The organism is Collinsella sp. AM20-15AC (assembly GCF_003471405.1).
Lineage (GTDB): Bacteria > Actinomycetota > Coriobacteriia > Coriobacteriales > Coriobacteriaceae > Collinsella.
Genome location: NZ_QRJA01000029.1, coordinates 1 through 22,149 on the forward strand (window position 1 = coordinate 1; position 22,149 = coordinate 22,149).

19 protein-coding genes are annotated in these 22,149 nt (G+C 59.7%); 18 read left to right on the top strand and 1 reads right to left on the bottom strand.

From position 1 onward, the window contains the following. Window positions 1-181 precede the first annotated feature (181 nt). From DW233_RS08700 to DW233_RS08725, 6 genes are all read left to right on the top strand, one after another. Entirely contained in the window at window positions 182-508 is a 327-nt protein-coding gene (locus DW233_RS08700; RefSeq protein WP_117584044.1) for a DUF202 domain-containing protein, read from the top strand. A 104-nt stretch (window positions 509-612) separates the two neighbouring features. Beyond that, complete coding sequence (locus DW233_RS08705) at window positions 613-1,053, top strand: MarR family winged helix-turn-helix transcriptional regulator (protein ID WP_158567840.1); 441 nt, start codon at window positions 613-615, stop codon at window positions 1,051-1,053. 514 nt (window positions 1,054-1,567) lie between these two features. Next, complete coding sequence (locus DW233_RS08710; RefSeq protein ID WP_158567841.1) at window positions 1,568-7,981, top strand: discoidin domain-containing protein; 6,414 nt, start codon at window positions 1,568-1,570, stop codon at window positions 7,979-7,981. A 217-nt stretch (window positions 7,982-8,198) separates the two neighbouring features. Then, window positions 8,199-8,663, top strand: coding sequence for a 5-(carboxyamino)imidazole ribonucleotide mutase (purE, locus tag DW233_RS08715; protein ID WP_118205916.1), 465 nt, complete (start codon window positions 8,199-8,201; stop codon window positions 8,661-8,663). 36 nt (window positions 8,664-8,699) lie between these two features. Then, entirely contained in the window at window positions 8,700-9,698 is a 999-nt protein-coding gene (locus DW233_RS08720; RefSeq protein WP_118267805.1) for a class B sortase, read from the top strand. A gap of 65 nt (window positions 9,699-9,763) precedes the next feature. After that, entirely contained in the window at window positions 9,764-10,183 is a 420-nt protein-coding gene (locus tag DW233_RS08725) for a molybdenum cofactor biosynthesis protein MoaE (protein WP_233547976.1), read from the top strand. Between the two features lie 103 nt (window positions 10,184-10,286). Here DW233_RS08725 and DW233_RS08730 read toward each other — a convergent pair whose 3' ends face one another. Further along, window positions 10,287-11,516 (bottom strand): putative ABC transporter permease, encoded by a 1,230-nt coding sequence (locus DW233_RS08730; protein ID WP_118267809.1) that lies wholly within the window; start codon window positions 11,514-11,516, stop codon window positions 10,287-10,289. A gap of 285 nt (window positions 11,517-11,801) precedes the next feature. Here DW233_RS08730 and purF point away from each other — a divergent pair, with 285 nt between their 5' ends. The 12 genes from purF to DW233_RS08790 all read left to right on the top strand — a co-directional run bounded on the left by purF (window position 11,802) and on the right by DW233_RS08790 (window position 22,141). Then, entirely contained in the window at window positions 11,802-13,472 is a 1,671-nt protein-coding gene (gene purF, locus DW233_RS08735; RefSeq protein ID WP_118267811.1) for an amidophosphoribosyltransferase, read from the top strand. Between the two features lie 155 nt (window positions 13,473-13,627). Further along, window positions 13,628-14,731, top strand: a complete 1,104-nt coding sequence (gene purM, locus DW233_RS08740) for a phosphoribosylformylglycinamidine cyclo-ligase (RefSeq protein WP_118267813.1) — start codon at window positions 13,628-13,630, stop codon at window positions 14,729-14,731. After that, window positions 14,721-15,419 carry a phosphoribosylglycinamide formyltransferase gene (gene purN / locus DW233_RS08745; RefSeq protein ID WP_118267815.1) on the top strand — a complete coding sequence of 233 codons (699 nt, stop codon included), beginning with the start codon at window positions 14,721-14,723 and terminating at the stop codon, window positions 15,417-15,419. Before purM ends, purN begins: the two co-directional genes overlap by 11 nt. Window positions 15,420-15,570: 151 nt before the next feature. Next, window positions 15,571-15,915, top strand: a complete 345-nt coding sequence (locus tag DW233_RS08750) for a type II toxin-antitoxin system RelB/DinJ family antitoxin (RefSeq protein ID WP_118267817.1) — start codon at window positions 15,571-15,573, stop codon at window positions 15,913-15,915. Further along, entirely contained in the window at window positions 15,912-16,379 is a 468-nt protein-coding gene (locus DW233_RS08755; RefSeq protein WP_199574624.1) for a PIN domain-containing protein, read from the top strand. The genes DW233_RS08750 and DW233_RS08755 overlap by 4 nt, the downstream gene beginning before the upstream one ends. Window positions 16,380-16,444: 65 nt before the next feature. Then, complete coding sequence (locus DW233_RS08760) at window positions 16,445-16,912, top strand: PTS sugar transporter subunit IIA (protein WP_118267820.1); 468 nt, start codon at window positions 16,445-16,447, stop codon at window positions 16,910-16,912. A 135-nt stretch (window positions 16,913-17,047) separates the two neighbouring features. Then, window positions 17,048-18,268 (top strand): peptidylprolyl isomerase, encoded by a 1,221-nt coding sequence (locus tag DW233_RS08765; protein WP_118267822.1) that lies wholly within the window; start codon window positions 17,048-17,050, stop codon window positions 18,266-18,268. Window positions 18,269-18,322: 54 nt separating this feature from the next. Next, window positions 18,323-18,766 (top strand): GatB/YqeY domain-containing protein, encoded by a 444-nt coding sequence (locus DW233_RS08770; protein WP_006235801.1) that lies wholly within the window; start codon window positions 18,323-18,325, stop codon window positions 18,764-18,766. 345 nt (window positions 18,767-19,111) lie between these two features. Continuing rightward, window positions 19,112-19,843 (top strand): amino acid ABC transporter ATP-binding protein, encoded by a 732-nt coding sequence (locus DW233_RS08775; RefSeq protein WP_117803476.1) that lies wholly within the window; start codon window positions 19,112-19,114, stop codon window positions 19,841-19,843. Between the two features lie 8 nt (window positions 19,844-19,851). Next, window positions 19,852-20,727 carry a transporter substrate-binding domain-containing protein gene (locus DW233_RS08780; protein WP_082435536.1) on the top strand — a complete coding sequence of 292 codons (876 nt, stop codon included), beginning with the start codon at window positions 19,852-19,854 and terminating at the stop codon, window positions 20,725-20,727. Window positions 20,728-20,752: 25 nt separating this feature from the next. Then, window positions 20,753-21,499: an amino acid ABC transporter permease gene (locus DW233_RS08785; protein WP_035136546.1), complete on the top strand. Its 747-nt coding sequence runs from the start codon at window positions 20,753-20,755 to the stop codon at window positions 21,497-21,499. A gap of 3 nt (window positions 21,500-21,502) precedes the next feature. After that, window positions 21,503-22,141 carry an amino acid ABC transporter permease gene (locus DW233_RS08790; RefSeq protein WP_118267823.1) on the top strand — a complete coding sequence of 213 codons (639 nt, stop codon included), beginning with the start codon at window positions 21,503-21,505 and terminating at the stop codon, window positions 22,139-22,141. Window positions 22,142-22,149 lie beyond the last annotated feature (8 nt).

Consider the following 22,149-nt stretch of genomic DNA (forward strand, 5'->3'; position numbering starts at 1 on the left):
ATACCCTAAGAGCAAACCACCCTTTTTAAGGGTGGTTCTGATTTTGCGCCGCCCTTCAAGGGCAATATGGCCAGCGACCTCCATCGCCTACACGACACCCGCTATATTGCTCTTGAAAGATGACGTATTCGATAAACGATGCACTTGCGCATGATGCACGCTTTGCACGAGGAGGACCCATATGCACGAGAAACACGGACACGACCTTTCGCGCGACGACTTGATCCGCGAGGCAAAGATGCAGACCGATGCTATTCAGCGGCTCAACGTTTGGCTGCGCCTGGGCTATTCGCTCGTGGCTATTGGCTTTTTGGTGGGGATGTGGGGTATGCAGGGCGGCCCCGGCTGGGGCGTCCCCGCGGGCATCGTGTGCCTGGTGGTGGGCACTCCGCTTTCGATTGTGCTTAAGGTTGGCACGACCAACGCCAAAAAGAATGTCGAGCGCATGCTCGAGGCCGCGGGTATCGACGTTGAGGAGCTTATGCGACGCAAGAAGGACGAGCAATAGACTTCCGCGTTGGGGTATCATAAATAATTGTTGCGAATGTTAACTAATGTACGGCAAATGACGGTTTTATGGCCCTTCTAGAGTTGCAAAGGACAATATCCCCAGTGGATTACGATGACGTTGCTCGAAAACTGATCGTGTACTCACGTTCCCTTGCCAAGGGATCCTTGAGTGCTGCCGGCGGCGCCAGTGTGGGCGAGGCACCGGTTTTACAGTATCTATCGGGTATTGACGGTGATGTCATTCCCTCCGAGATTGCCAAGAAGCTGAAATTCTCCCGTGCGCGCATGTCGCATATCTTGGATTCACTCGAGAGCAAGGGTTACGTTCAGCGCAGGGCCGATCCAAACGATCGTCGGCGTGTGCTGGTGAGCATTACCGAGGAAGGCCGTGATTTCGCGGCGAAAAAAAATGCCGAGAGTGTGGCATCGCTCTCGAAACAACTCTCAGCGCTCGGCGAGCACGATGCCCAGGAGCTCGTGCGCATTCTGAATAAAGCCTATAGCCTTACCTATGATGCCGACGATTACCTGGACAATCTATAAGGATAAAGACAGACATTTAGGTGCATCTTGAAATGCACCCGGGACAGTTGTGCCCATTGACTACCGTCAGCATCTCATTCCAAACCAAATCAGCCAACGTACGTCATGGCAATCCCCGGTAGGTTGCAGGATGGCGGCTGAGCCTTTCCCTCGGGAAACTTCGCGAAGCCCAGTTCCCGAGGGAAAGGTATGGTCTGTGTAATACCAGATAAACAGTACATTTTTGCTAGATTGGTATTTGACTGAAGAACCAATTGGTATGGCTTATTAAGCCCACCTTGCCGTTGACGCTTATTTTGCTGCCGCTGGGAGAATTCCGAACTTGGGTGCGCAAGTGCTCCCATATGTTGATATGACCTAGTAGGTGGCTATCTGGTTACTACCAGTTGGCCCCTTGGTAACGGGTGGCCCCCATTGTGCGGAATGTACCGAACATCTCCGTTTGATACGTTTTCCCATGCTGCCGGGGGGGGGCGTCCTCGGCACCTCAGCATGTCGGAAGAAAGGAGACCAGATGCGCAGGAATTCCATTTTTACGAAACGGTGGGTGAAGGGAAGCGCGGTCCTCGTTGCCACTGCAGCGACGCTCGTGTTTGCCAATCCCCAGCAGGCGATTGCCACGCCACTCAAGGGCGTCGACTCGGCGACCGTGTCCCAGTCTGCCTCGAATGTCGTCGACATCGATTTCGCTGACGGCATCAAGGGCCGTATTACGTTCCTCGAGGACGGTATTTTCCGTTATAACGTCGACCCCAAGGGTGAGTTTTCCGAGTACGCCACGCCGCGCAGTAAGTCCCACACGGCTAAGATCCAGGCTCAGCCCGATACCTCGGACACCTACAGCAAGCCGAGTGCGACGGTTGCCGACAAGGGCGACACTATCGAGATCACCGGCGGAAAGGCGACCGTGATCCTGGACAAGGCGACTGGCAAGATGAGTATCAAGTCAGGCGACCGTGTCGTGGTTTCCGAGTCCGCGTCCCTCGACCTTGATAAGAAGGGTACCGTCCAGACGCTCGCCAAGGAGAAGTCCGAGAACTTCTTTGGCGGCGGCACCCAGAACGGACGCTTCCTGCACACCAACCAGACCATCGCCATCTCCAACACGAACAACTGGACCGATGGCGGCGTTGCCTCGCCCAACCCGTTTTATTGGACGAGTGACGGCTACGGCGTGCTCCGAAACACGTTTGCAGAGGGTTCCTACGACTTCGGTTCCACGGACTCATCGACGGTCACGACTTTGCACAGCGAGAATGAGTTTGATGCCTACTACTTCGTGGCGACCAACGAGGGAGCTTCGAACGTGGCAACTGAGATGCTGCAGGACTACTACAAGGTGACCGGTAACCCGGTACTGCTGCCCGAGTACGGGTTCTACCTTGGTCATCTTAATGCCTATAACCGTGATGGCTGGTCAACGACCTCGGGTCAAAAGAAGTGGGAGACCAAGGGCAGCAAGTCCTCGAGCGAGAAGGGCGACGTTAAGTACGAGTCTGGCATGTCGACGGGCTACAAGCTCGACGGCACACTTGCGGCCGAGACGCTCAACGGTGAGGGCCCTACGGTTGATACCGAGAACATGAAAGCGACCGATTTCGACCGCCAGTTCTCTGCTCGGCAGGTTATCGATGACTACGAGGACAGCGACATGCCGCTCGGCTGGTTCCTGCCGAACGACGGCTACGGCGCCGGCTATGGCCAGAACGGTTACTACAAGACCGGCGGCGTCAACTCCGACGGAGCGAGCTCGGCCGACCGTCTTAACGCTGTGCGTGCCAACGTCGACAACCTTAAGAAGTTCACCGAGTATGCCAACTCAAAGGGTGTGAGCACGGGCTTGTGGACCCAGTCCAACCTTGAGCCCGACAGCAACCCTGAGACCCCGTGGCATCTGCTTCGCGACTTCGACGCCGAGGTCAAGACGGGAGGCATCACTACCCTTAAGACCGACGTTGCCTGGGTTGGATCTGGCTACTCCTTTGGTCTTAATGGCATCAAGACAGCTTATGACACGGTGACGACCGGCGCTAACAAGCGCCCCAACATCATCACGCTCGATGGTTGGGCCGGCACGCAGCGCTTTGGTGGCATTTGGACCGGCGACCAGTATGGCGGTAACTGGGAGTACATTCGCTTCCATATCCCCACGTATATCGGTCAGAGTCTTTCGGGCAACCCCAACATCGGCTCCGACATGGATGGCATTTTTGGCGGCGACCCCATCATCTCTGCGCGTGACTACCAGTGGAAGACGTTCACGCCCTCTATGCTCGACATGGACGGTTGGGGCACCTACCGTAAATCGCCCATGACGCACGGCGATCCCTACACAGGCATCTCGCGCTTCTACCTCAAGCTCAAGGCGCAGCTCATGCCCTATATCTACACGAGCGCGGCCTCGGCGGCCAACATCGACACGGGTAACGGCGATGCCGGCCTGCCCATGATCCGCGCCATGCTGCTTTCCGATAACTCCGAGTACGCCGCAAGCACCTCGACGCAGTACCAGTATATGTTCGGTGAGAACTTCCTAGTGGCACCGGTGTATCAGGATACCCAGGCAGACGAGAACGGCAACGACATTCGCAATGGGATTTACCTCCCCAACTACGGCACCGACGAGAATCCCACCATCTGGATCGATTACTTCTCGGGTAAGCAGTATCGCGGCGGCCAGGTTCTCAACAACTACGAGGCTCCGCTTTGGAAGCTGCCGCTGTTTGTGAAGGCCAACGCTATCGTGCCGATGTACGCCGAGAACAACAACCCCGAGGCCGTGAGCGACACCAACACCAAGGGTACCGACCGCAGCCAGCGTATCGTCGAGTTCTTCGCCACCGAGGGCGACGGCACCTTTACGCAGTACGAGGACGACGGCTCCTCCATCGAGAACAACACGACTGAGGACGATTCCTACGGTACGATCGACAATATCTCCTACGGTGAGCATGTGAGCACCGTCTACAGATCCAAGGCCGCAGGCGGCACCGCGACCTTTACCGCCGAAGCCTCGCAGGGTGGCTACAACGGCTACGACTCCAATCGCACCACGACCTTCGTGGCCAACGTGTCCGCCAAGCCCATGAGCGTCGTCGCCAAGAACGGCGGATCCGCGCTCAACGTGGTTGAGGTCGACTCGCAGGAGACCTTTGACACCGCGACCCCCGAGGCCGGCCAGGCGGTCTACTTCTACAGCGAGACCCCTAACCTCAACCACTACGGCAGCGATGTGGACGGCACCGAGGCCGAGCGGGGCGAGAGCTTTAACAACACCAAGATCACCACGAACCCCAAGGTCTACGTCAAGTTCGCGAAGACCGATGTTGCTGCGGCAGCGCAGACGCTCGAGCTGGGCGGTTTCGTGAACGCCGACGCCACGCTCACAGCCGATCGCCTCAACGAGAGCCTCTCCGCACCCACGAACCTTGCTGCCCCCGAGGACGTCACGACCCCAACGAGCATCAAGCTCACCTGGGGAAAGGTCGATGGTGCTACCTCCTACGACCTTAAGGTCGACGGCACCGTGTTCGCCGTGGGTGATGCGGCCGAGTTCACGCACACCGACCTCGCCTACAATAGCAAGCACACCTACCAGATTCGTTCGCGCAACGCCGAGGGCTACTCCGCCTGGAGCGATGTGCTCGAGGCGAACTCCGCACTCGATCCGTGGCGGAACGTCCCCGACGCCGAGCAAATCACCTGGGAGGGCTCACTTTACGGCAGCCATAAGGCCGAGCTCGCCTTCGACCATGAGTTCCAGTCGGGCGACGGCGGTTTCCACTCCGGTGGCAACGATCTGGGCAAGGCGCTTACCGTTGACTATGGACGCGCTTACAAGCTCGATAAGCTCGAGTACTATCCGCGCGATGACGCCGGCAACGGCACTGTGACCAAGATGCGTGTTGAGACGAGTCTCGATGGCGTCCACTGGACGAGCCAGGAGGTCGATTGGGCACGTTCCGCTGATTGTAAGACGGTAGCGTTTGACGGCACCGTGGCCGCCCGTTACGTGCGCATGACACCGCTCGCCTCGGTCGGCAATTTCTTCTCCGCGTCCGAGATTGCCATCTACAAGACCGACGGCACGGATGGCTTCGCCGTGGGCTCCAACCTCAACAAGGCCACGATCTCCGACGGAGACTACTCCAACATGAAGAACTATCTGGGCCTCGAGAATCGCGATCCCGATACCCCGACGTTCGGTTCGCAGATCCGCGACCACTTCGCCGACCTCAACGATAACGGCGTTTACGACGTCTACGATTACTCGTTCACCATGGCGGGTCTTGACGGCGGCACTAAACAAAAGGGCAAGGTCGCAGGTTCGCTCGCGGTGATTCCGAGCAAGACCGAGGTCGAGGCCGGTGATGAGATCACCGTTGATGTCTATGCGGCCGACGCCAAGAACGTCAACGCCCTGGGCGCTCTCGTCAACTTCAAGAGCGACCAGTTCGAGTTTGTGTCCGAGAGCATCGCGCAGGACGGCTCGACTGCCGGCATGGAGAACCTGTCTCGCGAGAAGGTCCAGTTCGCGGACAGAACGCAGACTATCAATCTCGCCTTTGCCAACCGCGGCGATGGCAAGCTCTACAACGGTACCGGCGCGGTGGCGAGTTTCAAGCTCAAGGCCAAGACCGCCGGCAAGGTCGAACTGCCCTCGACATCTTGGCTCATCGGTCCGGCATGCGACGCACTTGAGTTTGCGAGCGACGGCACAGTGACGATGCCGGATGTTCCTCGGCCAACGGTCACCGAGTACGGTCAGGATGCCTTCAACATCACGATGACCAACGATGAGCTCACGACTGACGACGGGACCAACGTCGAGAAACTTATCCAGCAGAAGAGCTATAACGCGCTGTTCGATAATAACGAGGGCGACAACGGCTTTGAGTTCCTATGGAACTGGGAGCCCAACTATGACAGCGAGGGTAAGCTTCCGAGTTACGTGAAGCTTCCCACCACGATGACATTCGCATTTAAGACGCCGTCGAAACTCGATAGTGTCGAGGTCGTTAACCGCAACGGTGGCAACGGAACCGTGCAGAAGATCAAGGCTGTCGTGACGTTCGAGGATGGCTCAACCCAAGAGTTCGCGGGCGGGGAGTACGATTCCTTCCGGGCTCGCTACGCCTTTGGCCTCTCTGCCGAGAACAAGGGCAAGAAGGCGACCAAGGTCGAGGTCACGCCGCTTGAGGCATCGGGTGACCAGATGCTCACACTGCGTGAGGTCAACTTCAACTACACGCAGGGTGTCGAGGCCATCGAGGGTGTCGAGCTAGGCAAGAACCAGACCGAGTTCTTTGAAGGCGACGTTACGCTCGTCGACGCCAAGGCCACGCCTGAGAGCGCCGGCTACCCCTATGTGACGGTCGAGAGCTCCGACCCCTCTGTGGTAAGCGTCTCCGCTGTTCAGGCTGGCGATAGCGTGAGCTACTACCTGCGTGCCAACAAGGCCGGCAAGGCAAAGATCACGGTGGCGTCGGTACTCGACCCCTCCAAGACCGCATCCTATGAGGTCGAGGTCAAGGCTGGTGTCGATACCTCTGCGCTCGTGGCGGCGCTTTCCAAGGCCGCGGGCTACAGCGAGTCCGTCTACACTAAGGATTCCTATGCAGCTCTCACCGCTGCGGTCGAGGCGGCTCAGAAGCTCCTCGACGGCGGCCAAGGCAGCTATAGCAAGAAGGATGTCGCAGACGCCACAGCCAAGATCGAGAAGGCAATCGACGGCCTCAAGATGCGCCCTGTCGATGAGAAGATTCTTATCAACACGCCCGAGAACCGCAAGAACGTCAAGGTGGCCGGCTTCTCGAGTGAGGCCGACTACGAGGGCAGCAACGCCGTCAACGCTCTCGACGGCGACGAGCGGACGCTTTGGCACAGCGACTGGGCCCATGGGACCGGTATGCCCCAGTATCTGAGTGTCGGCCTGGGCCGCGACTACGATCTCACCGACGTTACATTCCTGCCGCGCCAGGACGGCGGCACTAACGGCGATATCTTCGAGGCCGAGATACTGGTCTCCGACACTGCCGACGGTTATGAGATGGGCACCGCCGCGTCGATGGGTACGTTCGCCTTCGACAACGACGGCCGCGTGCTCACCGACCGTGGCGACTGGAAACAGATGAGCTTTGGCGCCGCGCGCGGTCGCTACGTGACCGTCAAGGTGATTCACGCCGGCGGTGGCAACGTTGATGCCTACTGCAGCATGGCGGAGCTCAAGTTCTACGGTACGGCCGTCCCCGATCCGGTGGCGAAGGATGATCTCGCTACCGCGATCGAAAAGGTTGATGCCGAGGTTGCTGCCGGCGACCTCAAGGCCGGTGACTACACCGAGGCCTCCTGGACGGCGCTCGAGAACGCCCTGGCGAGCGCCCGCGCCATCTTGAGCGACGAGAAAGCCACGCAGGACGAGGTCGACCAGGCGCTCAGGGCGCTCGAGAGCGCCCGCGGCGCGCTCGAGAAGACCCCAGTGGCCCCGGTCGAGAATCCGACTAAGAAGCAGCTCAAGGCCCTGGTCAAGCAGGCGAAGGAGGCTGACACCAGGGGCAAGACGGCCGAGTCTGTCAAGGCCCTGACGGATGCCATTACCTACGCCGAGGACGTCTTGGGTGATGAGAATGCTTCCGACACCCAGCTCCAGGCGGCCTATGACCAGCTCAAGCTGGCTATTGAGAGCCTCAAGGATGCCGATTCCGGCAATCAGGGCGGCTCGGGCAACCAGGGTTCCGGCAATGGCTCGAACGGCGGCAACCAGGCGGGCAAGCCCGCAGGCGACAAGGCCCAGGGCAGCAAGAAGAACGGTTCGGCGATTCCCAATACCGGAGACCAGACGGCGGCGACCGTCGCGACCGTCGGTGGTCTTGGCGCCATCATCGCCGCGATCGGCGCTTTCTTCCATCGTCGCAGCAAGGCTAAGTAGCCCCAGCAACAGCTAAGCAAGCGTGCCCGCCGTCCCACCCAAGGACGGTGGGCACGCTTTTTGAATGTAGGCGGAAAGCTCCGACCCTTCGGCCTTAATCTCGCAAAGCGTTCCGTCTCCCGCCGAACACATCGGCATCGGCGGCTATACTTGAATTATTTGCAGTTAAGGGTCGCGGATTCGCCGCGTCACCGCTCTCAACAGGAGGTCTTTGTTTATGGCAGATCAGAAGCCGGTTGTCGGGATCATCATGGGCTCCAAGTCCGATCTGGGCGTTATGGAAGGTTGCACCGCCGAGCTCGAGGCACTGGGCGTGTCCTATGAGCTCGTGATTGCAAGTGCGCACCGCACGCCGGCGAAGGTCCATGAGTGGGCCTCGACTGCTGCCGACCGCGGCATCAAGGTGATTATCGCTGCTGCCGGCAAGGCTGCTCACCTGGGCGGTGTCGTGGCGGCCTTTACGCCGCTGCCGGTCATCGGCGTGCCTATGAAGACGAGCGATCTGGGTGGTATGGACTCGCTGCTGTCGATGGTGCAGATGCCTTCGGGCGTGCCCGTTGCCTGTGTGGCCATCAACGGTGCCAAGAACGCTGCCATTTACGCCACGCAGATTCTGGGCGCATGCGACCCCGAGTACCGCAAGGTTATCGAAAAGATGAAGCAGGAGATGGCTGACGCCTAAGCGCTCTGCCAGTCCATTTGCAGCATAAGGAGAGCCATGTCCGACTATCAGGGAAAGCGTTTTTCGGCTTCTCGGATTCCCGATCCAGCCAAGTCGGGAGCAGTCCGCGCGCCGCAACAGGGTCGGACATCCTCTCCTCAGCAGCCGCGCGCGCCGCGCCCCGTGACGCCGGCGAAGCATCGCCGTCAGGATACACCTGCTGCTTATCGCCCTTCGTCATACAGTACGGCCAAGAAGTCACCTCGCTCTTCGGCGCATACCGCGCCATCGAGCTATACCGAGACGCCGCGCAAAAAGCGTCGCTCCGTTATCCCCATCTTGCTCATCATTATCGGCATCGGCCTAATCGTTGCTGCGGCCGCCATCTTTATCAACGCGCAGATTGGCTACAAGCAGGCGAGCGAGTCGTATCAAAAGATCGAAAAGCAATATGTGAGCGACAAGGACGCCAGCGGCGTGCCGATTGTCGACTTCAACGCGCTCGCCCAGACAAATCCCGAGGTTGTGGGCTGGATTTACGCGCCCGGCACCAACATCAACTACCCCGTGGTGCAGACCAATAACAACTCCAAGTACCTCAACACGTTGTTCGACGGTGCGGCCAATGCCTCGGGAGCCATCTTCTTGGATAGCGACGACACCGCGCCGGGCATGGTGGATCAGCAGACCACGATTTACGGTCATCACATGAACGACGGTTCGATGTTCAACGTGATTTCGAACACGACCGATCAGGCGACGTTCGACAGCATGGAATACGTGTACTACATCACGCGCGATGCGACGTATAAGTTGCGCCCACTGGCGACCAAGGTGGTCGAGGACACGTATGCCAAGGCGCGCACGCCCAACTTTGAGGGCGATGACGGACTGAAGAATTACCTGTCCGAGATGCTTGCCGGTGCCTCTGCCGTGGCGAGCGATGCCACCGATCGTGCCGCTTCGGCAACCAAGGTCGTAACGCTTGTGACCTGCCGCTCGCTGTCATTTAGCAATACGCGCGCCGTCATGGTGCTCACGCCGGTCGAGGAATAAGTTGTTCAAGAGTAGCTAAAAAGCCCCGTCCCAAATGAGCTACTCGATGACGGTAAAAAGGAGAAATGATGCTTGAAAGTGGCAAATCGATGCCTTCGGTTGATGCTTGGCTGCGCGAAGCCAAGGCCGATTCGTCGGCACCTGCGTGCGGTATGTACCTGACGCATAACGGTGTGGTGCGTGCGACGCCCAAGGCCGAGGCGCGTGGGGTCGAGACAGATGGTGTGGCGCCTGGACATAAGGTGGGCGGCATGGTGTTTGGCTTCGATGCCGAAAAGGTACAGGCCGCTATCGAGGCAACGCGCGCGATGCCGGGTATCGGCTATGTGCGCGTGTGGCTGGCGAGCGGCGAGCTCGCCGTAGGCGACGACATCATGCTCGTGCTCATTGGCGGGGACATTCGCCCGCATGTGGTCGATGCGCTGCAGGCGCTCGTCGGTACCATTAAAAATGAGTGTGTGAGCGAGGTCGAGCGCGAGGCATAGGACTTTGCGATCAATTCGAGTCCATCTATAGCAAAAGCCCGTTGGCAGTTCAGTCTGCCAGCGGGCTTTTCTGTGCGTTGGAAAATCTCGGCATTGCTTGGCGCTACACGCGCGTCGCATCCTTGGGACTCATGGTCATGCTCTGGAAGCGGTTCTCCATGTAGTCGTTATCGAAATACTTGCCGTAGAACTGCGCGACGGGAATATCCGGCTCCGTGCCGTTGACGCGCTGGTACCAGTAGTCGAGCGACTGCAGCGTCATGACGCCGTCGACCAGCATAATGACGGTAAAGATGACGGTAGCCGAGTAGCGACTCTTCCACGGAATCATGTTGATGAGCTTGAGCAGCCTCGGCAGCAGTAGCTTGATCCAGATAAGGCCGCCCAGGCCCCACAGGCAGGCAAAGCCCGTGCAGGTGCGTCCGCCCGTAAGGACGGCGAGTGGGTCGGGCATGCCAAACAGCTTCATGTGCGAGTAGCTCCATGAGACCACGCCAAATGAGGTCTGCATAAACCAGCCCACGAACACCTCGAAGCTCGCGCCGAGCACAGCGCTTACCAGGAAAATGATGATGGGGTTCTTTTTATAGAAGCGGTTGAGCACCATGGTCATGAGTACGGCGCCAAAGCCATAGATGGGGCTGAAGGGACCAAACAGCATGCCGGCGCGGTTCTGGTAGACGCCCGGGTCGTCGACTGTCATATGCCAGATGTCCTCGGCGATCAGGCCGAGCACGCAGCAGACGAAGAATACCCAGAACAGGTTGAAGTAGTTGAGCTTGATGTAGCCCTCGCCGGTTTCATCGCGGCCGAGCATGCCCTCCGCCGCGGCGTCACGGTCGAGCATCTCCTGCAGGCGGCGCTGCAGTTCGCGCTCCTGGCGCAGCGTGGGGTCGACGGTTGCTGAAAGTGCAACGAGGATGCCGAGCTGGATCGCGGGGCGCAGCAGGAAGGGCCCGATGCCCTGGAGCATCACGTCGACCAAAAGCTCGACGACGGTGAATGCAATAAGGATGTAGGACAGGCGGGCGGCGTTGCGGCGCTGGTTTTTGATAAGGTCCAGGCCAAAGATGATCAGGATGACGGCACTTGCCGCAGAGAGCATGATGCCGGCGACGATGAGTCCAACCGAGACCAGCATATTGTCGCCGAGCTTTTCGGCGGCGTTGCCGTTGATGAGCGCGGTGATGACCTGCCACATAAAGGCAGCGACCGACGGGAGTGTGCCCACGCCGGATAGGATGCACAGGACGGCGTACACCTTAATGATGAGGGGAATCTTCTTGACCTCCGTGGCGCTGGGGACGCTGGGGTCGAGTCCGTTTCGATCCATACAGAACCTTTCTCGCTTTGTCCTAGATTACAAGGATACGCCGCCGACCTGCCAAAAGACAGGACGAACGTCCCAATTGCAACTTTGTAATCCCCAACGGTGGACGCGGCGGCCATCTGGGGGCGCGGGCGCTTGCGCTGGACAGACCGATAAAATGTTTGGCCGCAAAACGGATTATTAGCTCGGTGGGCTTTTAAAAAGCGCTGCTCATGCGCTGGGGAGCGCGTCGCACCGTGCGTATAATAAGGCGGGTAACGCCAAAATACGAGGCTCTGAGGGGATGCCATGTCTCAAGAAACCATCCGCGCGGCCGAGCGTGCCGCGGGACAGGTGAACGCCATGTCGACGTATGATCCGGACTCCGACCAGCTGCATGAGGAATGCGGCGTTTTTGGTGTTTGGGCGCCCGATCGCGACGTGGCTCGACTGACGTACTTTGGCCTGCGTGCACTGCAGCACCGTGGCCAAGAATCGGCGGGAATCGCCGTGGGTGACGGCGGTACGGTTATGGTCCGCAAGGATCTGGGCCTGCTCGACCGCGTGTTCTCCAACGCCGACCTGTCGACGCTCTCCGGTCAGCTGGCCGTGGGTCATGTGCGCTACGGCACCGCCGGCGCCAAGAGCTGGGAAGCCTCTCAGCCGCACCTCTCTACCATCAATAGCGTCATTATCGCGCTCGCGCACAACGGCACCCTCGTCAACACCGACGAGCTGCGCCGCCAGCTGATCGAGCTGGGCGTGCCGTTCCTCTCCAATTCGGATTCCGAGGTCGCGACCAAGCTCATCGGCTACTTTACCCAGCGTACGGGCCACCTGCGCGAGGGCATTCGCAAGACCATGGAGCTCGTGCGTGGCGGTTATGCCATGACGCTCATCAACGAGCAGGCGCTCTACGCCTTCCGCGATCCGCACGGCATCCGCCCACTGGTGTTGGGCAAGCTGGTGGACGAGGGCCTGGACCAGGCCGATGCCGCATCCGTTTCGCAGCTGCCGTCGCAGGACGGCGCCTCGACGGTCGACTCCGCCGTCCGTGTCACGCGCGCCGGTGGCTGGGTCGTTGCTTCCGAGACCTGCGCGCTCGACATTGTGGGCGCCGAGTACGTGCGCGATGTCCGTCCCGGCGAGATCTTGCGCATCAGTGCCGAGGGCCTGGTGTCCGAGCAGGGTGTGCCCGCTGCCGAAGAACCGGCCAACTGCATCTTTGAGCAGGTTTACTTTGCCCGCCCCGACTCCATTATGAACGGCAAGAGCGTCTACGCCTGCCGTTATGACATGGGTCGTCAGCTGGCACATGAGGAGCCCGTCGAGGCCGACCTGGTCATCGGCGTGCCCGACTCCGGTCTGCCGCCTGCGGAGGGCTATTCGCACGAGAGTGGCATTCCCTTTGGTGAGGGCCTTATCAAGAACCGCTACGTGGGCCGCACGTTTATCGAGCCTACGCAGGAGTTGCGCGCCATGGGCGTGCGTATGAAACTCAACCCGCTGCGCGACAACATCGAGGGCAAGCGCCTGGTCGTCATCGACGACTCCATTGTGCGCGGCACCACCATGGTGCAGCTCGTCAAGATGCTGCGCAACGCCGGTGCCAAGGAGATTCATATTCGCATCAACTCGCCCGAGGTCATCTGGCCGTGCTTCTACGGTATCGATACCGACGTGCAGTCGCAGCTTATCAGCGCCAACAAGACGGTCGATGAGATCTGCGAGTACATTGGCGCCGATTCGCTGGCCTTCCTTTCGGTCGAGGGCCTGCTGAAGGTCATGCCCAAGGGCGGCTACTGCGACGCGTGCTTTACCGGCCGCTATCCCGTGGCGATTCCCGAGAGCTTTGGCCGCGACAAATTCATGGAGGGCTTTAAGCCCCGCAACCTGGACAAGCCGCTACACTTTGACGACGACGCCGTGGTCGAGAAATATGACGACCGCAGCTGGGAAGAGGAGCACGGTGAGGCCTAAAACCTGCCATGTAGGGACAGGTTTATTTTGGTAGGTTTTACCTGCTGTTTTGTTGATATGACGGCGCGTGCTGTTATGGCGCGCGCCGAAATGACGCAACTATGAGCACCGTTTGGCGCCTGCTCGTCAGACGGTAGTGGGAGAGGAAGGCTCAGATGAGCGACAGCAAGCATGTGACGTACGAGGACGCCGGCGTCGATACCGCCGAGGGCGGCCGCGCCGTCGACGCTATTAAGCAGATGGTCAAGGACACCAACCGCCCCGAGGTCATCGGCGGCATCGGTGGCTTTGGCGGCCTGTTCTCGGCCGCCGCGCTTAAGGATATGGAAGACCCGATCCTGATCAGCGGTACCGACGGCGTGGGCACCAAGCTCGTGCTCGCCCAGATCATGGACCGTCATGAGACGGTGGGCCAGGACCTGGTCGCCATGTGCGTCAACGACATTTTGGCTTCGGGCGCCGAGCCGCTGTTCTTCTTGGACTACGTTGCCATCGGCCACATTGAGGCCGAGCACATGGCAAAGATCATCAAGGGCGTTGCCGACGGCTGCAAGCTCGCGGGCTGCGCGCTCGTGGGCGGCGAGATGGCCGAGCACCCGGGCGTCATGGCTCCGGCCGACTACGATCTCGCCGGCTTTACCGTGGGCGTCGTCGACCGTCCCAAGATGCTCGACCCCGCAAACGTCCGCCCGGGCGATGTGATCCTGGGTCTGCCTTCCACCGGGGTGCACTCCAACGGCTACTCGCTCGTGCGTAAGGTCATCGGTGTCGACGGCATCAAGCCGGGTACGCCCGAGGCCGCCGCTAAGGCCGAGGAGCTGAGCCGTCCGCTCGAGGAGCTCGGCGGTGCATCGCTGGCAGACGCTCTGCTGGCCCCCACGCGCATTTACGTTAAGCCGATTCTGGAGCTGCTGCGCGGTGGCGCCAACGTGCACGCCATCGCCCACATCACCGGCGGCGGTATTACCGAGAACCTCAACCGCGCGCTCGCCGACGACGTCGACGCTGTGGTCACCCGCAACGGTGCCGAGATGGGTTGGGACGTTCCGCTCGTCATCACCTACGTGTCGCGCCAGGCCGAGCTTGCGCCCAACGAGGCATGCAAGACCTTCAACATGGGCGTTGGTCTGTGCCTGATCGTCGCCCCCGAGGACGAGGCCGCGGTGACCGAGGCCCTGGTCGCGCTGGGCGAGAAGCCGTTCCGCGTGGGCGAGTGCGTCGAGGGCTCCGGTAAGGTCGTGTACTCCGATGAGCGCTAACGAGCAGATGGGTGCTGGCGAGGGCCTGGGTTTTGTGCCTTACACCCGTCCGACCGGCACCGATACGGCCGAGCCGCTCAAGATCGGCGTGCTCATCAGCGGTTCGGGTACCAACCTGCAGGCGCTGATCGACCTGATCGCCGCTGGCAAGCTCAACGCCTCGATTGAGCTTGTGGTGTCGAGCCGTCCTTCGGCCAAGGGCCTGCAGCGTGCAGAGCGCGCAGGCATCCAGACGCTCACGCTGTCCAAGGATGTCTATGCCGACCCCATCGCCGCCGACGAGATCATCGCGCACGAGCTGCTCGAGCGCGGCTGCGAGTATGTGGTCATGGCCGGCTACATGCGCATGGTGCACACGCCGCTGCTGGCGGCGTTCCCCAACCGTGTGGTCAACCTGCACCCGGCCCTGCTGCCGAGCTTTACCGGTGCCCACGCGATCGACGATGCGTTTGCCCGCGGCGTCAAGGTGACCGGCGTGACCGTGCACTTTGCCAACGAGATCTACGACAACGGCCCCATCATCGCCCAGCGCGCGCTGGCCGTTGAGGAGGGCTGGGATGTCGATACGCTCGAGGAGCACATCCACGCGATCGAGCACGTGCTGTATCCCGAGGTCGTGCAGATGCTCGCCGACGGCCGCGTCCACGTGCTGGAGAGCGGCAAGGTGGCTATCGACCCGGCGCGCTAGTCGCTTGAAAAAGGGTCTCCTTGGTTTCCTTGAGATGTAAAAGCTTCATCAGAACCAAGAAATCTGATAGGGCCTCGTCCGTGTGCGGGCGGGGCCCTTTTGCGTGGCCTTTCATGTTTGCTATACTGCTAGCAGATAGAGAGGAGCCGCTATGGGTACAGCAACGGTGCAGCTCAACACGCGAATCGATCCTATGCTCAAGGCTGGTGGCGACGCGGTCCTAACTCGCAATGGATTGGGGGCGAGCGATGCTATTCGTGCGCTTTGGGTCTATCTTGTCGAGCATCAAACGTTGCCGGGATTTATGGTGGCGGATAAGCGCGAGGCGCCCCGTGCGGAGAGCCTGGCCGAGCAGGGGTGTGGCCTAGCTTTTTCCTCGTTGGGGCTAAGCGCTTCGGATTTTGAGCCAGGTGGATCATCTGCGGAAGACTGGGATGCCGTACGAGATGATATGTATGACGCGATGATTGCCGACATCGAGGCGAATTGCCGATGATCGAGGCAAAACGCCTGCTTGTAGATACGAACGTTTGGCTCGATTATTACCTGCAAGAGGGGGCATTCGACGAAGCGAAGAGATTGGTTGAACTGGCCGAGGCGGGAAAGATCGACCTTCTTTATGCGCCCACGACGGCAAAGGATGTGTTCTACATTTTGCCTCGGCGTCTAGCCCGGCGGAATGCGAACGGGATTAGCGTGTCGTTTGCCTCGGCGTCATGGGCCTGCATCGAGCATATGATGCAGGTAGCAACGGCCTCTCCACTTTCGTTGGCAGAGTGCGAGATGGCACGCATGCTTGGCAAGCGTATGCCGGATCTTGAAGACAACCTCATCATTGCTTCGGGCGAGACGGCAGATGTTGACTACGTGGTCACGAGAGACCGGCGCATGTTGGAGGCGATGCCCGAGGTTTGCCTGACGCCCGCGCGTGCACTCGAGATGATCGGGATCCTCGACTAACCTTGTCTGTCTGGTTTCGCTATCATATGGGGCAATGTGAACCCCATGCAACTTTGGAGGACGGTATGGCGGATAACGCCGAGGCGCTTTTCTCGCCTGAGCTGGTGTTTTTTGATTGGGAGTGTGCGACGCCGGGTGAGGTGTTTGCGCAGCTCGAGAGTGAGCTTGCTCCGCGCGGCTACATTGCCGACGGTTGGCTCGACGCCGTTCGCACGCGCGAGGATGCCTATCCCACGGGTCTTGCCATGCCGGCGGCAAATATCGCCATTCCGCATACCGATCCGGGATTTGTGGCCAAGCCCTATGTCGCGGTGGTGAAGCCCGCCGCACCCGTGATGTTCAACGCGATGGCGGGCATGGGCGCCCCGGTGCCGGCGCAGATCGTCATCAATCTGGGCATCGCCGAGCCGGGCGGCCAGGTCGAGGCACTTCAGGCGCTCATGAATATCTTTATGGATGCCGACGCTGCAGCCGATGTGCTCGGCCAGACCACGTCCCAGGGCATGGTCGACGCTATCCGCCGTCACTTCTAAGGTGCCGGCTGCCAGAGCTGTCCCCTTTGCACCAAAATGGTGCAGATTAACCTGTCCCCAATGCACCAAGCGTGCCGCGGGGGCTGCGTTGTGACACAATGGCGTTTGTTCGATTCGTTATGCGAAAGGCCAACTATGGCAAATAAGAAAAAGAACCCCGCACCCGAGCCGACGCCCGAGCAGCAGGCTTGCGCCGCCTCCAGCTCTCGCAAGAAGCAGCGCAAGACCCGCGTGTCCAAGACCGTCAAGATCGTTCTGGTGGTCATCGGCGTGCTGGCAATGCTGCTTTCCGTCTCGGCCATGGCGTGCTCCGGCCTGATGTCGCAGGCAGAGGATACCTCGGGCTACAAGCTTACCGGCGGTGTAGCTGCCACTATCAACGGCACCAACCTCACCGAGGACACCGTGACCAAGCAGATCATGAGCATGCGCACGTCCTACGGCTACACCAAGGACAAGGACTGGGCACAGTATCTGGTCGACAACGACCTCACGCCCAAGAAGTACCGCAAGCAACTCATCGACTCCTACACGCAGCAGATTCTGCTTCAACAGGCACAGAAGGAGAACGGCGTGACGGTGTCGGACGAGGAGGTCGAGAAGGCTTGGAAGGACGCGTGCAAGAGCGCGGGCGGTGCCAAGGCCTTTAAGAAGGCCCTTAAGACCTACGGCTACACCGAGGACACCTACAAGGACTCGCTCAAGGAGAGCCTGGCGCAGCAAAAGCTTAAGGATGCTGTGGCGCCCACCAGCAAGCCCAAGGACAGCGAGATCGTCGATTACATCAACGAGAACCTGTCCAACTACAACGATGCCCGTCGCTCGTCGAACATCCTGATCAAGGTTGATTCCGACGCTTCCGACGAGGACAAGGCTGCCGCCAAGGCCAAGGCGCAGGAGTGCCTGGACAAGATCAACTCCGGTGAGCTGAGCTTTGAGGACGCCGTTGAACAGTACTCCGAGGACACCGGTTCCAAGGAGAAGAAGGGCGATGTGGGCTGGGATAAGCTCACCACCTTTGTCGACAGCTACCAGACGGCGCTCGAGGGGCTCAACAAGGGCGACGTGAGCGAAGTCGTCGAGTCGACCTATGGCTACCACATCATCAAGTGCACCGACTACTTCCATGTCGATAGCCAGGTCGATGACATCAAGCAGGTGCCCAAGGACATCAAGAAGTACGTTTCCAACGTGGTGAAGACGCAGGCGGCCAGTACTGCATACAGCGAGTGGCTGGAGCAGTACAAGAAAGACGCCGACATTACCGTCAACCCCATGCCCAAGGATGTGCCCTACAACGTGAGCCTGAAGGGCGTCACCAAGAGCTCGACCGACGATTCGTCGACGACTGAGTAATCATGGGGCGGTGCTCGCGCGAGTGCCGCCCACGCTATTAGAGAGGATTTGCAGATGACCAACGAAGAGCTGCAGAAGGAAATGATCGCGGCCATGAAGGCTAAGGACAAGGTTCGCCTGTCCATCATTCGCCAGGTCAAGGCCGAGGTGAAGAATATCGAGGTCAACGAGCGCCGCGATGTGACCGAGGAAGACGTCAACAGCATGATCAAGCGTCTGATTAAGCAGACGAGCGAGACGCTGGAGATGTCCATCAAGGCCGGCACCGACCAAGAGCGTACCGACAACCTGACCGAGCAGGTCAAGATTCTGGAGAGCCTGCTGCCCGCGCAGGTTTCGGGCGAGGAGCTCGAGGCCCTGATTGAGCAAGTTATCGCCGAGCTGGGTGCCACGTCCAAGAAGCAGATGGGCCAGGTCATGGGCGCTCTGGGCAAGGCCACCGGCGGCAACTTCGACAAGCCTGCCGCGGCAAAGATCGTCGGTGCCAAACTCGCGTAATTTGTTACGCGGTTTTACCAAACCGCGTAACGGCTCGACGCTGTAAACCCGTACACGCGGCAATCTGACGTTCAATTTCAAGGGCGCGACCATAAGGTCTGCGCCCTTTCATTTCACGTCACCTTGCTCGCGTGTACGGGTTTTCGCTGACTTATGCTCAACAAGGGCGGTTGCACTCATTGGGGACAGACTTAAATGAGTAGCCACGGGGGTACTCATTTAAGTCTGTCCCCAATGAGTGGGCGGAAGGTTGCGGGTTCTTTACGGGAATGTAGTGTGGGCTGCGGAAACGTGGTTCTTTCCGTACAATAGTTCAACTCGTGTAAACGCAGGGAAGGGACATTCATGGCAGACATGATCGAGATCAAGCATCTCAACAAGTACTTTGGCGACCTGCATGTGCTCAAAGATATCAACCTCACCGTCAAGCGCGGCGAGAAGCTCGTAATGATCGGGCCTTCCGGCTCGGGTAAGTCGACGCTCATCCGCTGTGTCGATTATCTTGAGGAGCCCACGTCGGGCGAGGTCATCATCGACGGTACGCCGCTCACTAAGAAGAATCACCTGGAAATGGCTCGCAAATATAGCTCCATGGTGTTTCAGCAGTTCAACCTGTATCCCAACATGACGGTGCTGGGCAATCTGACGCTCGCGCCCATCAAGCTGCAAAAGAAGAGCAAGGAGGAGGCGACCGAGATCGCCGTCGCCGCGCTCAAGCGCGTCGGCATGGCGCATAAGGCCGGCGAGTATCCGCAGAACCTCTCGGGCGGTCAGCAGCAGCGCATCGCCATCGCCCGTGCCCTGTGCACCAAGCAGCCCATCATCCTGTTTGACGAGCCGACCTCGGCGCTCGACCCCGAGATGGTCCAGGAGGTTCTGGACGTTATGATTGAGCTCGCGCAGGAGGACATCACCATGATCTGCGTGACGCACGAGATGGGCTTTGCGCGCCAGGTGGCCGACCGCGTCATCTTTATGGAGGACGGCCGCATCCTGGAGGAGGGCACGCCCGAGCACTTCTTCGATAACCCCGAGAACCCGCGCTGCCGCGAGTTCCTGTCCAAGATTCTGCACTAGGCGCGGTGATGGACATGACGGATATGACGAGGGCGGCCGTGTCGCGCCGTCACTTTTTGCAGCTGGCGGGCGCCGGCATGCTCGCGCTGACGGGGACCGCGCTCACCGGTTGCGGCAACTCCACCAGCGGCGAGGGTTCCGACAAGGGATCCAAGCTTGCGGCCATCAAGTCGCGCGGCCATCTGAATGCCGGCGTCAAGAAAGATGTTCCCGGCTACGGCTATTACGACACCGCCAAAGGCCGCTTTGAGGGCATGGAAGTCGATTTGTGCTACCAGATCGCCGCCGCTGTCTTTGGCGTGAGCTACAAGGAAGCCCGTGCCCAGGAGCTTGTCGAGTTTACCGACGTAACGCCCAAGACACGCGGCCCGCTGATCGATAACGGCCAACTCGACGTGGTCGCAGCGACCTACACCATCACCGACGAGCGCAAGAAGAGCTGGGATTTCTCGACGCCGTACCGCACCGACTACGTGGGACTCATGGTCAAGAAGCGTTCGGGCTTTACCTCGATTGAGGACCTGGACGGCAAGGTCATCGGCGTGAGCCAGGGTGCCACCACGCAGGGCCTGATCGAGCAGATGATCAAGGACAACGGCTTTAGCTGCAAGCCCGAGTTTAGGGCCTTTAGCGGCTACCCCATCATCAAGAGCTCGCTCGACGCCGGCAATATCGACGTCTTTGCCATGGACCGCTCCACGCTGGCCGGTTACATGAACGAGACCGTTGAGCTGTTGCAGCCCGAGGTCAAGTTTGGCGAGCAGGGCTACGGCGTGGCGACCAAGAAGGGCTGCGACCTTTCGGCCGTGGTCGATCAGGTGATTTGCGATCGTCTGGCCGACGGCTGGCTCGACCAAGAGGTCAAGACCTGGGGTCTTGTATAGGCGCATCGTCCAAGGAAGGAATCAAATGCTCGAAGGATTATTTGACGCCGACCGTTGGTCGACGACATTTCAAAACATGGGGCCCTTCTGGGAGGGCTTTGGCGTGACGCTACAGGTGGTCGTTGCCGGTCTGCTGCTGTCGCTGGTGCTGGGCACGCTGCTGGGTGTGTTCTCTACCACCCGTTCGCGCGTGCTGCGCGCCATAAGCCGCGTATACGTGGAGTTTTACCAGAACACCCCGTTGCCCGTGCAGGTGCTCTTTATGTACATGGCTGGTCCGCAGTTTTTGCAGGCCATAACCGGTGCCGACCAGCCGGTGCGCATCGCGCCGTTCGTGCTGGGCTTCTTGGGCGTGGGCCTGTATCACGCGGCCTACATCTCGGAGGTCATCCGCACCGGTATCGAGGCGGTTCCGCGCGGTCAGATGGAGGCGGCGCAGAGCCAGGGCTTCACCCGTGCGCAGGCGTACTGGTACATCGTGCTGCCCCAGACATTCAAGATCATTCTGCCGCCGCTGTGCAACCAGGCACTCAACCTAGTCAAGAACACGTCGGTGCTGGCGCTTGTGGCCGGCGGCGACCTTATGTACCGTTCCGACAACTTTGTGAGTCTGTACGGTTACCTGCAGGGATACATCGTCTGCTGCCTTATGTACTTCATCATCTGCTTTCCGCTCGCCATGCTGGTGCAGTGGCTCGAGCGCCGCTCCAAGGAGCGTCCGCGCGGCGTGAGCCTCGCCGAGCTGGGGCTCGACAACGTAGAGGAGGCCTAGCGCATGGAAATCTTCAACGCGACCAACCTGCTCTACATTTGGGGCGGCTTTGTTAAGACGATCGAGATCTCGGCGCTGTCGATCTTTTTCTCGCTCATCTTTGGCACGGTGCTGGCGCTTGTTAAAAGCTATGCGCCCCGCCCGTTCCGTATTTTGGTGAGTGCCTATATCGAGCTGTTCCGTTGCACGCCGAACCTGCTGTGGATCCTGTTTATCTACTTTACGGTGCAGGGCTTGGACATTGTGATTTCGACCATCGCCTTTACGCTGTTTACCAGCGCTGTTATGGCCGAGATTGTGCGCGGCGGCCTCAACTCGATTCCGCGCGGCCAGTTTGAGGCAGCGCAGAGCCAAGGCTTCGGCTTTTTTGCCACCATGCGCTACATCATTCTGCCGCAGACGTTTAAGACGATCATTCCGGCGCTGTTTAGCCAATGCACGACCGTCATTAAGGACAGCTCGTATCTTTCGGGCATTAACGTGGCCGAGCTCATGTACACGGCAAACGTCGTGATGGCCCACGCGATTGATCTGTCGCAGGTACTTATGCTCTACGGCCTGGTGTTTGCGATGTACTTTATGCTCAACTTTGGTATCTCGTTGTTGGTGAGGGCATATCAGAGGCGAATGGTGGCAGCGTAGCCTGGCTT